This window comes from Streptomyces lunaelactis, assembly GCF_003054555.1.
GTDB lineage: Bacteria > Actinomycetota > Actinomycetes > Streptomycetales > Streptomycetaceae > Streptomyces > Streptomyces lunaelactis.
The window spans coordinates 4213536-4226221 of the sequence record NZ_CP026304.1; the positions used below are offsets into that span (position 1 = coordinate 4213536).

The window sequence follows — 12686 nt, forward strand, 5'->3', positions numbered from 1 at the left end:
ATCCAACATTTGACCTTCCGGTCAGAAGAGCCCGTCCTGTACGGCTCCGGGGGCACCGCTGTCCCCCGTCCCGACGAGGGGGACCGTCACCCCCGCGTCGCAGTCGGCCCCGACCAGTGCCCACCCGGTCATCAGCCGCGTATCGACCACGACCAGCCCGCCGTCCCCGGTCCGCAGATGCAGATCGGGCCCGGCGGCCGAGACCAGCCGGCCGGCGACGACCCCGTCGTCCACCAGCTCGCGCACCACCCCGGTCGCGGCCGGCAGCCCGTCGAGCCCGAACACCTCGCCATGATCGACCGCTTCGAAGTCCAGCCGCTCCAGCGACTCGGCCCACCCGTCGAGACCGACCGCGCGCCGGTGCAGCTCCTCGATCTCCGCGAACCGCTCGGCAGCCCCAGGCAGCGCGGCTCGTACCGCCCGCTTGTCCGCGTAACGAATCCGGTCCGGCACCCCCAGCGCGGTACGCAGCAGCTCCTCGGTCCGCCGCGCCGCCATCAAAGGCCCGCGCCCCAGCCAGCTGAAGACCACGGCCCCCTGCTCCAGCAACCGAGCCGCCGCGCGCTCCTCGCGGGTGATCCCGACCTTGACCATCCCGGGACCGAACCAGGCGAGATACACGCGGTACGTCCGGGGGTCGTCGGCGATCGTGTCGGCGGCCACCGAGTGCGCCCGGTCCAGCCGCGCACACTCCGCACACCGCGCCTGGGTGGCGCGCCCGCTCACGACGGCCCGCAGCGGACAGGCGTTCCCCCGCGCCCCGACGCACCGCCGCTCCCCCTCGGCCCGGAACCCCAGCTCCTTGCCGGCGGTCAGCGGACTGATCCGCCCGCCCTCCCACTCGAGCACGGCCATCCGCGTCCCACGCGGCCAGCCGAGCCCCGCACACCGCCACGCCATGGACACCTCCGGACACGCCTCCGGCCACACGTGTGGCGAATACGGGGACGCTACCCGAGCGCACTGACACCGGTCGTGGTCAAGCGGGCCCGCACGCACAACTGGGCTGAACACGCATTCAGTTGTGGCCGGAACGCGCCGACAGCCCCCGGCCCAGGCACTCGACGAGGCGAGCGGCGATGGTCCCGTCGGGGTCGAGACGGGGGTTGAAGATCGTGACATCGAAGCCGACGGCTCGCTCGTCGGCCAGCGCGGTCCGCAGCACGCTCTCCAGCTCCGGCCAGGTCAGCCCGCCGGGGAGGCGGTAGTCGACGGCGGGCATGACCGCGTCGTCCAGGACGTCGGCATCGAGGTGAACCCAGTACCCGGCGCTCCCGCCGGAGCCGAGCCGCTCCAGCGCCTGCCGCGCCGCCGCGGCGGCCCCCACGGCGCGCACCCCGTCGAGGCCGATCGTGTGCAGCCGCTCCGGCAGCGGCTGCATCCCCTCCTCCGCGGACTCGGCGGAGTCCCGGAAGCCGAAGGCGACGACGTCCTCGTCGCGCACGAGGGGCCCGCGTCCTTCGAGGTCGCTGAGCACCCGGGGTCCGCGGCCGGTCGCCAGGGCGAGTTCCATCGAGGCGGCCTCGCCGGTCGGCTCGGCGGACGGCTGGTAGAAGTCGGTGTGCCCGTCGAGGAACAGCAGTCCGTGCCGCCCGCGTCGTGCGAGTGCGAGGAGATTGCCGAGCAGGATGCTGCAGTCCCCGCCGAGGACGACGGGGAAGAGCCCGCGGTCGAGAACACCGCCGACAGCGTCCGCCAGCCGGACGGAGTACTCCGCGATGCCGCCCGGGTTGAGGATCCCGGTGCCGGCGTCCCGCACCGGGTCGTACGCGGGCGCTTCGACCCGGCCGGCGGCCACGGCCCCGAGTCGACCCAGCAGTCCCGCACCGAGCAGCGCCCCGGGCAGCTCCTCGACCCCGGACGGCCGCAGCCCGAGCACGGACGGCGCCTCGATGATCGCCAACTCACGCACTCGGCACCTCTTCGTCCGGTCCTCGTCAGCTCTGGTCTTTCCGCGCCTCTTCCGCGATACGCCGCTTGGCCTCGTCCCAGCTGATCGGCAGCCCCTCGACCGGGACTTCCCAGAACGTGAGGGTCGCGGTGCGCATGGTCGCGCGCAGCCCGGTCATGATCCCGCGATGCGGCTCGGTCCTCGCGTAGGCGTAGAGCGCGTCGCGACTCTCCCACGCGGACAGCGTGAAGAAGACGCGCTTCGCCGGCTGGGCGATGAGGGAGGCCCCGAACGCTCCCGGCGCCGACCGCACCTGCTTCCACGCGGCGAGCGACTTCAGGAAGAAGCGGGGCACGTCCTTCAGAGTCCGCACCTCGAAGCGGGAGGCCATGACGAAAGCCTGACCGTGTGGCGGCGTGGGGTTCGGGGTGACCCAGGGGAGCGTCGGCATCGCGTCTCTCCTTCATGGATGGGTAGTGACACTATCCATACTAGAGAGTGACACTCTCCAATAGCCAGGACGAGAGTCGGACGAGAGTGGAACCGGGTGCGCATTTCCGATCTGAGCCGCCGCAGCGGGGTGCCGATCACGACCATCAAGCACTACCTCCGCGAGGGGCTGCTGCCCCCCGGCCGGGCGACGGCCGCAACCCAGGCCGAGTACGACGACTCGCACGTACGCCGCCTCCGGCTGATCCGCGCCCTCATCGCAGTACGCGGACTGTCGGTGAACACGACCAGGGAACTGCTCGGCGCGGTGTCCGAGCACGAGTCCGACACCCACCAGATCCTCGGCCTCGCCCTCGGCGTCAGACCGGTCACCGGGACGGCGGACGAGGAGGGGCCGCGGGACGCCGAAGCGGACGCACTGCTGGCGGAGATGGGCTGGGAGGTCTCGGACCACGCGCCGGCCAAGGCCGTCATCACCGAGACCCTGGAGACCCTGCGATCGCTCGGCGTGGACTACGACTGGCGCTCCCTCGTCCCGTACGCCACCCTCGCCAAGCACACCGCCACCCTCGACCTCGACCAACTGGCCGACGCCACCGACCCCCTCGAACGGGCCGAACGGGCGGTGCTGCTGACCGTCTTGCTGGAGCCTGCACTGCTGGCGCTGCGACGTCTCGCACAGGAAGACGAGTCGGCCAAACGGTACGGCGGCTGACGCGGTTGCCGCTCACGGCCGCCCCAGGCAACGCGAGAGCTAAGCGGCCCCGGGGAAGTCCGGGCGGCGTCGCGGGCCGATGGCCGTCGCCTGGCTGCGTTGTCGTCAGTCGCCGACGCTCCGCGTGGACTCCTTCCTCCGCCTTGCCAGACTCGGCCCTCAACCCTCCCCCGTAGCCCTGCGGGCACGGGGGTGCCCCCACCTTCACCCACCCGGACTTCCCCGACACCGCTTAGGATCCGGGCCATGGCCCTGACCATGAACGACATGGACCGGTTCGAGGCCTCCATGCCCCGCCTGGAGGCCATCGCCTACCGCCTCCTCGGCTCCGCGAGCGATGCCGAGGACGCCGTGCAGGACACGTTCCTGCGCTGGCAGGCCGCCGACATCGACCGCATCGAGGTCCCCGAGGCCTGGCTGACGAAGGTCCTCACCAACCTGTGCCTCAACCAGCTCACCTCGGCCCGCGCCCGGCGCGAGACCTATGTGGGCCAATGGCTGCCCGAGCCGCTGCTCGCCGGGGACCCGATGCTCGGCCCTGCCGACACCGCCGAGCAGCGCGAATCGGTCTCGTACGCGGTCCTCACCCTCATGGAGCGCCTCTCCCCCAACGAGCGGGTGGTGTACGTGCTGCGGGAGGCCTTCGACTACCCGCACCGGAAGATCGCGGAGATCCTCGACATCACCGAGGCCGCCAGCCAGCAGGTCTTCCACCGCGCCAAGAAGCACGTCGCGGACGGCAAGGCCCGCACCGAGATCGACGAGGCCGCCACCCGGCGGATCGTCGAGGAGTTCCTCGCGGCCGCCACCAGCGGCCAGACCGAGCCGCTCGTGCGGCTGCTCACCGAAGACGCCATCTCGATCGGCGACGGCGGCGGGAAGGTCCCGGCCCGCGCCAAGGCGTTCGAAGGCGCCCTCGCGGTCGCGAAGTTCATGCGGGGCCTGTTCAAACCCAGCAAGGCCAAGCGCGCCATCGCCGGCGGCTCCCCCGAGATCTACGCAACGACCGCCAACGGCGCCCCCGCCCTCGTGGCGGTCGTCGACGGCCGGGTCATCGGCGTCATGTGCCTGGAGATCACCGCCGAGGGCATCGCCGCGATCCGCAACCAGGTCAACCCCGACAAGCTCGAACGCGCGACCCAGCGGTGGGCGGCCGCCGACCACGGGGAACCCCTGCTCAACGCATTCTGACCTCGATGTGAGGTGCTTCACATCGCGTTCCTGTCAGGAAACGGCGGGCTGCCCTGTTCAGGTGGCGAACCCGCGCGAGACAGGAGCAGGGAAATGCAGCACCGCATCATCGTCCTCGGAGCCGGATACACCGGAGCCATCGCCGCCGGTCGCCTCGCCAAGCGGCTGCGCCGCGAGGACGTCGCCATCACCCTCGTCAACGCCGAGCCCGACTTCGTCGAGCGCGTCCGGATGCACCAGTTGGCGGTCGGCCATGACCTCAGGCCCCGGCCCTTCAGCGAGATGTTCGCAGGCACCGGCGTCGAACTGAAGCTCGCGAAGGTCACCAGTGTCGACGTCGGCCGCAAGACCGTCGCCGTCATCGACGCGAACGGCGCCGAGGAGCTGGAGTACGACAGCCTCGTGTACGCCCTCGGCAGCGGCTGGAACACCCAAGGCGTCCCCGGCACCGCCGAGCACGCCCACGAGATCACCGGCCGCCCCGGAGCGCTCCGGCTGCGCGAGCGCCTGGCCGGCCTGGGCGCCGGACAGCCCGTGGTCGTCGTCGGCGGCGGCCTCACCGGCCTGGAGGCCGCGACCGAGATCGTCGAGGCCCGCCCGGACCTGGACGTCACCCTCGCCGCCCGCGGCGGGCTCGGAGACTGGCTCTCGCCCAAAGGCCGCCGGCACCTGCGGAAGGTCTTCGACAAGCTCGGCATCACCGTGCACGAGCACACCGCCGTCACCGGCGTGGAGGCCGACCGCGTCGCCACCGCCGACGGCAAGTCCGTCCCGGCCGCGGTCACCGTGTGGACCACCGGCTTCGCGGTCCACCCGATCGCGAAAGCCACCGCTCTGGAGGTCACCGGCACAGGCCAGATCGTGGTCGACGGGACCATGCGCTCGGTCTCGCACCCGGACGTGTACGCCATCGGCGACGCGGCCATGGTGATGGGCCCCGGCGACAAGCCGCTGCGGATGTCGTGCGCCTCGGGCACCCCCACCGCGTGGCAGGCCGCCGACGCCATCGCGGCGCGCCTGACCGGCGGGAAGCTCCCGAACGCGCCGCTCCGCTACTTCAACCAGTGCATCTCACTGGGCCGCAAGGAAGGCGTGATCCAGTACGTCACCGCCGACGACCGCGCCGTCCGGGCTGCCCTGACAGGACGGCTCGCCGCCGTCTACAAGGAGCTGGTCTGCAAAGGCGCGGCCTGGGGCGTCGCCAACCCGACGCTCGGGATGCCGACCCGGCGCCGCCGCGTCGTGCAGGAGCGGGCCCGGGCGGGCTCGGCCGTCGAGGCGTCGGCCTGACCCGGCCGGGCTTCTGCGTGCCGTGGACGACAACTCGGGCCGGGCCCGAACATGTGGCGGCCGCCCCGACCACAGGGCCTCAGGCACTCGCGAGGGTCACGGCGGATTCCGGCTCGCCAAGTCGAACTGGGCGCTCGGCCTGGCCGCCTGGCCTCAACTCACTTTTGCTCCACGGCCCGTCAAACACTGCCGTCAACGCAAAAGCCAGAGGCCCTGTGGATTGCTCCACAGGGCCTCTGGTCTGCTGTGCACTCGGCAGGATTCGAACCTGCAACCTTCTGATCCGTAGGATCGGGCAGTGCCTTGCCAGGGGCCCCGGAGGCTCCTGCTGTCACAGTCGAGGTTAGCGATCATTCGCCGCTGTGTGCCGTCGTTGCCACAGGGTTGCCGTCAGTCGCGGCTTGCGCCCTCGGGCCAAACGACCCGTACCGGCACCCCCGTCCGCTCGGCGTAGCTCACCACATCCGCGGTGCCGCCGTAGCCGCGTGCGGGCTGTCCATCCCAGATCGCGATGAGTTCGTCCGCCAGTCCGACCAGGATCTCGCTGCCTGCCATGTGCGCGTCGGAGTCGGATTCCGTCATCCCGGTCTCGTGGACCTGGGTGGCCTGGCGCATGAGGTCGTCGTACACGTCGTGATGCCACTCGGGCAGCGACTCCCGGTACTTCTCAGCAGGAACGACGACTTCGAGAGCGCCACCGTGGTGCAGCACAGCCTGTGCGAACCAGGCATCCGGCCCGTCCGCGATGCAGGAAATCCCCACGAGGCCGGCGGCGGGACAGCTGCTCACGGTCTCCCTGATTGCCCGCTTCACGCGCTCTTCGACCTCCACAGGCAAACCGCGATGCCCGGTGATTCCAACCCTCATTCCGTCCCCTCTCGCCTTCACAGGTACACGCCGTGCAACCGGTCGTCGAATGTCCGCACCACCTTGGGCGGTGTGCTGCTGGTGTACGCACGCCGGAAGACTCGGGCCCGCTCGACAACGCGCCCGGATCGGTAGCGCAGCCCGGATTCGACCGCCTGGGTCGCGAGGACATAGGCAGCCTCCAACCGTCCGGCGGCCTGGTGCCCGGCCGCAAGGTCCAGTTGCAACAGCGCGTGCTGCTTCGCGTGCGATGACGGCATCGCGGTAGCCACCTCGTCACGCTTGCCGAACACCCATATCGGCAGGCCGAGACGCGCGCCGCACGTCACCCGGCAGGCGGCAATCTTGGCTTCGTCGAAGGTGAACACCCAGGGCCACGGTGGGGGCTCCTCCGCCGTGATGAGGGCTGCTGCCGTTCTGCTGCGTACGAGGGCGTGATCCGTCGACAGCTCATCCCCCGCGGCGGCATGCGCAAGGGCTTCCACCGTGCAGAGCCATGCATCGGCGACGGCCGGAGCGTTCGTACCGAGTTGCCGTCGTGCGGAGCGCGTCAGATTCAGTCCCTGGGCAGCGTTCCCCGCGTCCGCCTCCATCTGGGCCAGGCTGCCGATCTGGTACGCGGCGAGCAGTCGATTCCCTGAGCGACGGGCGGCCTTGATTGCCGATCCGTACCAGGTGCGGGCGGAGCCGTGGTCGCCCATGTCCCAGCTCAACCACCCGGCCAGACTTGCCGCCTCACTGCCCACTGCCGCGAGCCTGACGCGCTGGTCCTCGTCCGGTGCCTCCGCTGCGACACTCTGGACCAGCCGCAGATGGGCGAAGACCACCTCGGACAGCTGCCGTGACGGGGTCGATCCGTCCATGCGCCGGAACGCTGTCGTGGCGAGTCTGAGCGTGGCGGCCTGGCCGGCCTCCTGGCGCTCGGGCATCGGAAGGGCTGCAAGGGCGGGCGTCGCTGCTGCGGCAACGGCTCCTGCCAGGAATTCGCGACGTTCCACTGGATCTCTTCCATCTGCGGCTGATACCGCCGTTCCGTCGGCGAGGCCGACGAGACGTGGGGAAAGACCCAGGTAAGCGGCGGCGCTCGCCAGAATGCTCATGTTGTATGGGCCCGCTGCCCGGCCTTCGAGCCGTGAGACCGCGGACTGAGTAAGGCCGCATGCCTCGCCCAACTGGCGCTGTGTGAGGCCCTGTTCCCTGCGGGCAAGCTGAATGACGCGTCCGTAGTCGCTCTCGCGTGACGCGTCCCGGATGGCCTGCTTGGACCAGCTCATCGACTCACCTCTCCTGACGGTAGGTCCCCGGCCGCGCCACTTGGCATCCGAATGCGCTTCGTGCATACGCGTATGCGCTGCGCGCATCAAGTGTGGCTCAGAACACAGCGATCACGCTTTGGTCTTGGCGGTACGAGGCGTGAGACCACGAGGTGGTGACCATGGCTGGGACTTGGGCGGACGGGCAGGAGAGCGGGACTCCTGCCGCGCTGGAGATCGGCACGATGGCTGTCGACACGAAGCGGAACAAGGTTGGTTGGGTGATGGGCCACGTTGGGCCGAGGGTCCAGCTGCGCCCCTTAGAAAGTGGCCGCGAGTGGGACGTAGAGCCGCAGGACATCCGCGAGGCGAGCGGAGATGAGGCGCTAAGCGCGCGGGTCGCTGAGACCAACAGGCGTAGTCAGAGCCGGGGGTTCTGATGGCTCCGCACACGATCATCACGGCCGCAGAGTGGACTTTGACTGCGGAGACGGCGGAGGGCGCACCTCAGGCGATCTTCTCGGCGGTCTGCCTCACGTGCGGCGCTGAGGCACAGCCGGTGGACGGCGAACGGTTGCCGGTGGAGGTGTGGGCCCTCAAGCACACGGGGCTGCATCCAACGCATCGTCAGTTCAAGGCGGTGACGGAGTGCTTCTGGCGGGTGGACCCGGCGCCAAGCAACCCCTACCGGGAGACAGAGAGCCGAGGTGCTCGGCCGTGAGGCAGCGATTAGCCATGGTGTTGATGGTCGTGCTTACGGTGGCGGCGGTGGTCCCACTGGCGATCTACAGCGACCCGTGCCAACTGCATCAACGTTGCCCGGATCGTGGAGACGCCAACCGTGGATGCCAAGGAGGTACGTCCGTTGGACGCGGGAGAGGCGCGGTTGCTGCTCAAGACCGCCCAGTCCCACCGTTTGCCTGCGGCGTGGGGAAGCCCTCGGGCTCACGTGGGCGGACATCGACCTCGGTCGGGGACCGTGCGCGTGCGCGTGCGGCGGAACGTGCAGCGCATCCGGCGGGAACTCATCTTCGGCACGCCCAAGACAACGCGTTCGATCCGGACGATCTCCCTGCCGCAGCGATGTGCGCGGGCACTCGGCGAGCACCACGCACAGCAGGAGCAGGAGCGGAAGGTCGCGGGCGGGAAGTGGCAGCCGGGGCCCGGACAGCCGGCCGGGCTGGTCTTCACCACCACACATGCTCGGGTCACAGACCCGCGCAGTCTGAATCGGATGCTGACCATCCTGTGCCGGGATGCCAAGGTGTGACGAGTGAGAGTGCACGATCCTTCGGCACACGTGCGCATCGCTGCTGCTCGCCCAAGGCGTCGACGCTCGCACGATCATGGAGACGCTCGAGCATGGCACCATCACCATGACCCTCGACACCTACGCCCACGTGATGCAGTCGACGCTCCGCGCGGGCTGCTGACCGGATGGACGACGCATTGGGAGTGGACGACGCGGAAGGGCTCGACACGGACCCTGCACGCTGAAGCCTTAGAGCCACAGATCAGAACATGTCGAACCCTCGGACCGCCGCGAGGGCAAGGACCGCGACGCCCACTGCACCTGCAATCACCCTCAGCACGTCGGGCGAGAAACGCGGGTCAACCCCGCCGCCGGGTGTCCACCGGTCTATCAGGTCATAAAACCGTAGTCCGAGATTGCGGTAGTCGAACGCGATGACCATCGCGCCCAGGCCCACTACGAGGTCATAGACCAACGACGACCAGCCGCCCATGGCGTCCTCCACCCCTCAGGTGCGGTCGTCGGTTCTGAAGATCTCAGAGCGCCTGGCACGTTGATGTCACCCGCTGATGTCAGAAGCCCCCCGAGATGATCTCGGGGGGCTTCTGAGCTGTGTGCACTCGGCAGGATTCGAACCTGCAACCTTCTGATCCGTAGCTCTAGCCGGATCGGTCAGCGACGGTCATACCGGCCGCTTCAAGGCCCCGGAGGGACGGTATCGGAGGGAGGCGGTTGCTGAGGTTGCGTACTGGACTGCTGTACTGCGGCCGGGTCAGGCCCCGATGCAATCGATAGGTGGCTGGACTCCGCGGACGCAGAACCTCTTGACGAGAAGCACAACGCCCCCCAAGTCGGCGGCTCCCGTGCTGATGGCGCGGCCAAACCGGGAATGAGCCATGACAGCGAAGGTCGTGTCATATAGTGTCCTCGGAGTCGGCATGTTCATGCCGAATCCGAGGACGCGTTGTTTCGACGCGAAAAAGGGGGGTCCACTATGCGCAAGATGGTACGCGGTATAGCAATGGCTGCAGCAGTCAGCGCTAGCCTTCTGTTCAGCAGCACACCCGCATCCGCCAGCCCTACCATGAACTGGAAGGTAGTGAGCACGGACTCGAACTGGCATTGTTCTGGCTGGGCGCCCGCTCAAGCTGGCCTCAATATGAAGACATGTATTGTGGTCAATTCGAGCCATTGGGCTCAGGCCGTTCTGGTTTTCCAGAATGCATCAACGCTACCCAAGGCGGTCAACGGCCGCATTGTATTCGAGTCCACTAATGGTGGCGGCGAGTATGGCGGCGGGGACGCCTGGTGTGCCGCCTCCACGTTGCAGCCCGGACTTACACGAGGTTGTTTTGCCCCGAGTGTTCCGATCGGCTGCCGATACACCGACAAGGCTGAGTCCACCTACACAAAGCCGGCGGACGCAGGATGGATTCTGGTCCCGAAGGACCCCGAATACGCCTGCTGATTAGCCTCGATCCTTCGTGACGGCCTGCCGGTCCATCTGGTGGGCCGTTTCGGCTTGTTGGGCGGGGTGTGGGCAGGCAGGAGGTCCGGCTGTAGGTTCGGCTGGGGCGCAGGCTCTACAACGTCGAGCCTGTGCGGGGACTCCGCAGGTGATCAATGAGTGCGCGGGGACTCGCGACGTGAGGTCGGCTGTGCGGGTTTGGCCGGTGTCCTGCCCGGTTTGGGGTCGAGCATGATCAGGGGGCCGTACGCTTGCCAGCTACTCGGGCAGGCTTCACCCCTGCCCGCAATGTGTCCGAGTGGCCCCCTGGTCTTGCTCGACACGGGACCCGAATCGGAGAGGTGGGTAAAGCCGTGGAGCCGACCGACCCCACCCCCGGCCTGGTTCTTTCGCCCCCTTGTGGGCGCGGGCGGGCGACGACGTGCGGCCCCGGTGGCGTAGACATTGAGGGGCAAGCGCGGCGGCGTCCGGCCGGCGCCGCCGCGCTGTGCGCGGCACTCTCTGATCTCTGATCAGACTGCTACCGCAGTTCAGGAGGCCGGGAAAGCAGACGCTCGATGCGTCAAATGTGGTGTTCTCCCGAGCATCCGCCTCATCCCCCGGGCCTGGTGCGCTTGTGTCTCTGAAGCCTTCTGGGGACCACTCGGGCGCATGGCAGGCAAGGGACAGGGCCGGTCCCGTGTGGCTGGCTGCGTGTGGCGGCTGAGCTGCCAATGATCCTCGCTCGCTCACCGAACCCTGGGTCGGGCAGCGAGCGAAGCGAGCACTTGATTGAGTAGGGAAACTTCTACCGCACGGGCGCTCTTGTAGCTTGTCCGGTCTCGCTGCCGCGCTCGCCCCAACGGGCTTACGAGTGCTGGGGGTTCAACGGCAGAGCTACGCGTGAGGGAGCTTTGAGAACCGCGCCGCGAGCCCTGCTGCGGGGAGGTAGCGTCACAGTCCGCACGCGAGTGAGGCTCCGCTGCCGCGATGGAGGATGCATGGCTGGCCTGATCATTCTCATTCTCATTGGCCTGGCAGTCGCGCTCTGGGTTCGTGAGGGCCGCAAGGGCCCCATTGCCTCCTACACGGGTAGCGGCTGTGGGTGTTTCCTGGCAGTTGGCCTGCTACTTCTCGCCGTACTCGTGTACTTCGGTGGCCAGGCGGAGAGTCGCTTCTACGGCGAGTAAGAGCTCAGCTCACGACGCGGACTGCCAACTGCGTGGCGACGGCGTTCAACTCCGTGACGCCGACGACGCGACCGCCAAGCCCGGCTTGACACCTGACCTGGCGCCGTCAGCCGACCTTGACGAGCCGCTTGCCATCGTGACTGCGAACATGCGGCCCGTTGCCGTCCAGGGCATCGAGCAGGCGGATCGCGTAGACCTCGGACATCCGCTCGGCGATTTCCTCGGGCGTGAGCCAGGCGACTGCTGTCGACTCGTCGGAGGTGCGCTCGATGCCGCCGGACGGCTTGCAGCGGAAGACCAGGGCGACGATGCCTCGCGTCGTGTTCTTGTAGACGCCCGAGAGTTCGTCCACCTCAACGTGGATGCCCGTCTCCTCCAGGACCTCACGGGTGACGCCTGCTTCGGGTGACTCGGTGAGTTCGAGAATTCCGCCCGGCAGTTCCCAAGTCCCGTTGTCCGCTCAGCGGATCGCCAGGAGTCGGCCGTCCTCGCGCACGACGGCCCCGGCCGCAGACACGGAGTGCAGTGGCGTTGACTGGCCTGCGCTGGCGCTTGCCGCCGCCCGTGATGACCACCTCTTCGCGGCCTGGGTCCTGTGCCTGGGGCTGCGCCGGGGTGAGGTCCTGGGCCCGACGTGGAAGTCCGTCGACTTCGAGACCAGTGAGTTGTACGTGGATCACCAGATCCAGCGGGCCGGGCGTCAGATCCTCTACCGCGAGACCAAGACAGAGGACTCGGACGACTTCCTGCCTCTGCCGGCGCTGCCTCAAGGCTCTGCGAATGCGTCGCGCGCAGCAGCTCGGCGACCGGAAAGCCGTCGGGGAGCTCTGGCAAGGCAGCCATGACCTGATCTTCACCACGAAGCACGGCACCCCGATCGAGCCTGGCAACCTCACCCGCATGTTCGCCCTGCGGGCTCGCCGTGCCGGGCTCCGGGTCATCCCGCTCCGGAACACCCGGCACACGTGCAGCTCACTCCTGGTGGCCCTCAAGGTCCACCCGAAGGTGGCCCAGCGCATCCTCAGGCACTCACAGATCGCCATGACGATGGAGGTCTACGCCGAAGCGAGCGAGGAAGCTGTACGCGACGCGATCGGCAAGCTGTCCGACGCAATGGGCCGCACCGGCTGAGCGGTGCGC

At 68.7% G+C, this 12686-nt stretch carries 12 protein-coding genes and 2 pseudogenes; 7 read left to right on the forward strand and 7 right to left on the reverse strand.

Annotated features, from left to right (window positions below):
• Positions 1–21: 21 nt before the first annotated feature.
• The 3 genes from SLUN_RS19255 to SLUN_RS19265 form a co-directional block, all read right to left on the reverse strand.
• Positions 22–900, reverse strand: coding sequence for a DUF2797 domain-containing protein (locus SLUN_RS19255; RefSeq protein WP_108150010.1), 879 nt, complete (start codon positions 898–900; stop codon positions 22–24).
• Positions 901–1018: 118 nt separating this feature from the next.
• On the reverse strand, positions 1019–1912 hold the full coding sequence (locus tag SLUN_RS19260; RefSeq protein WP_108150012.1) for an arginase family protein: 894 nt from the start codon (positions 1910–1912) through the stop codon (positions 1019–1021).
• A 25-nt stretch (positions 1913–1937) separates the two neighbouring features.
• The gene (locus tag SLUN_RS19265; RefSeq protein ID WP_108150014.1) at positions 1938–2342 is read right to left on the reverse strand and encodes a DUF3291 domain-containing protein; all 405 of its coding nucleotides are present in this window, start codon (positions 2340–2342) and stop codon (positions 1938–1940) included.
• A 96-nt stretch (positions 2343–2438) separates the two neighbouring features.
• Between SLUN_RS19265 and SLUN_RS19270 the strand changes: the two genes are divergently transcribed.
• The 3 genes from SLUN_RS19270 to SLUN_RS19280 all read left to right on the forward strand — a co-directional run bounded on the left by SLUN_RS19270 (position 2439) and on the right by SLUN_RS19280 (position 5537).
• Entirely contained in the window at positions 2439–3056 is a 618-nt protein-coding gene (locus SLUN_RS19270) for a MerR family transcriptional regulator (RefSeq protein ID WP_108150016.1), read from the forward strand.
• A 246-nt stretch (positions 3057–3302) separates the two neighbouring features.
• A complete protein-coding gene (locus SLUN_RS19275) occupies positions 3303–4247 on the forward strand; it encodes an RNA polymerase sigma-70 factor (RefSeq protein ID WP_108150018.1) in 945 nt (314 codons plus the stop codon).
• A 93-nt stretch (positions 4248–4340) separates the two neighbouring features.
• On the forward strand, positions 4341–5537 hold the full coding sequence (locus SLUN_RS19280) for an NAD(P)/FAD-dependent oxidoreductase (RefSeq protein ID WP_108150020.1): 1197 nt from the start codon (positions 4341–4343) through the stop codon (positions 5535–5537).
• A 390-nt stretch (positions 5538–5927) separates the two neighbouring features.
• On the opposite strand, the gene SLUN_RS19290 is transcribed toward SLUN_RS19280, so the two are convergent.
• Together SLUN_RS19290 and SLUN_RS19295 are read right to left on the reverse strand one after the other, a co-directional pair.
• Positions 5928–6404 (reverse strand): hypothetical protein, encoded by a 477-nt coding sequence (locus tag SLUN_RS19290; RefSeq protein WP_108150023.1) that lies wholly within the window; start codon positions 6402–6404, stop codon positions 5928–5930.
• A 17-nt stretch (positions 6405–6421) separates the two neighbouring features.
• A complete protein-coding gene (locus SLUN_RS19295) occupies positions 6422–7765 on the reverse strand; it encodes a helix-turn-helix domain-containing protein (RefSeq protein WP_503461800.1) in 1344 nt (447 codons plus the stop codon).
• Between the two features lie 331 nt (positions 7766–8096).
• Between SLUN_RS19295 and SLUN_RS42625 the strand changes: the two genes are divergently transcribed.
• The 3 genes from SLUN_RS42625 (at position 8097) to SLUN_RS41335 (ending at position 9090) form a co-directional block, all read left to right on the forward strand.
• The gene (locus SLUN_RS42625) at positions 8097–8378 is read left to right on the forward strand and encodes a DUF7848 domain-containing protein (RefSeq protein ID WP_108150026.1); all 282 of its coding nucleotides are present in this window, start codon (positions 8097–8099) and stop codon (positions 8376–8378) included.
• Positions 8379–8642: 264 nt separating this feature from the next.
• Positions 8643–8927, forward strand: a complete 285-nt coding sequence (locus tag SLUN_RS41330; RefSeq protein ID WP_254710326.1) for a site-specific integrase — start codon at positions 8643–8645, stop codon at positions 8925–8927.
• Between the two features lie 73 nt (positions 8928–9000).
• Entirely contained in the window at positions 9001–9090 is a 90-nt protein-coding gene (locus SLUN_RS41335; RefSeq protein WP_257153925.1) for a hypothetical protein, read from the forward strand.
• Positions 9091–9171: 81 nt separating this feature from the next.
• Here SLUN_RS41335 and SLUN_RS19315 read toward each other — a convergent pair whose 3' ends face one another.
• Both SLUN_RS19315 and SLUN_RS19325 read right to left on the reverse strand, forming a co-directional pair.
• Positions 9172–9402, reverse strand: coding sequence for a hypothetical protein (locus tag SLUN_RS19315; RefSeq protein ID WP_159100289.1), 231 nt, complete (start codon positions 9400–9402; stop codon positions 9172–9174).
• Between the two features lie 2250 nt (positions 9403–11652).
• Positions 11653–12042, reverse strand: a pseudogene (locus SLUN_RS19325) (NUDIX hydrolase).
• A 49-nt stretch (positions 12043–12091) separates the two neighbouring features.
• On the opposite strand from SLUN_RS19325, the pseudogene SLUN_RS42085 reads away from it, so the two are divergent.
• A pseudogene (locus SLUN_RS42085) lies at positions 12092–12677 on the forward strand (site-specific integrase); the annotation flags it as partial.
• Positions 12678–12686: the final 9 nt, after the last annotated feature.

Coding starts and splice junctions, on each gene's coding strand:
- SLUN_RS19265 (WP_108150014.1), bottom strand. CDS start 2,342: ATGCCGACGCTCCCCTGGGTCACCCCGAACCCCACGCCGCCACACGGT.
- SLUN_RS19255 (WP_108150010.1), bottom strand. CDS start 900: ATGGCGTGGCGGTGTGCGGGGCTCGGCTGGCCGCGTGGGACGCGGATG.
- SLUN_RS19275 (WP_108150018.1), top strand. CDS start 3,303: ATGGCCCTGACCATGAACGACATGGACCGGTTCGAGGCCTCCATGCCC.
- SLUN_RS42625 (WP_108150026.1), top strand. CDS start 8,097: ATGGCTCCGCACACGATCATCACGGCCGCAGAGTGGACTTTGACTGCG.
- SLUN_RS19295 (WP_503461800.1), bottom strand. CDS start 7,765: ATGCGCGCAGCGCATACGCGTATGCACGAAGCGCATTCGGATGCCAAG.
- SLUN_RS19315 (WP_159100289.1), bottom strand. CDS start 9,402: ATGGGCGGCTGGTCGTCGTTGGTCTATGACCTCGTAGTGGGCCTGGGC.
- SLUN_RS19280 (WP_108150020.1), top strand. CDS start 4,341: ATGCAGCACCGCATCATCGTCCTCGGAGCCGGATACACCGGAGCCATC.
- SLUN_RS19290 (WP_108150023.1), bottom strand. CDS start 6,404: ATGAGGGTTGGAATCACCGGGCATCGCGGTTTGCCTGTGGAGGTCGAA.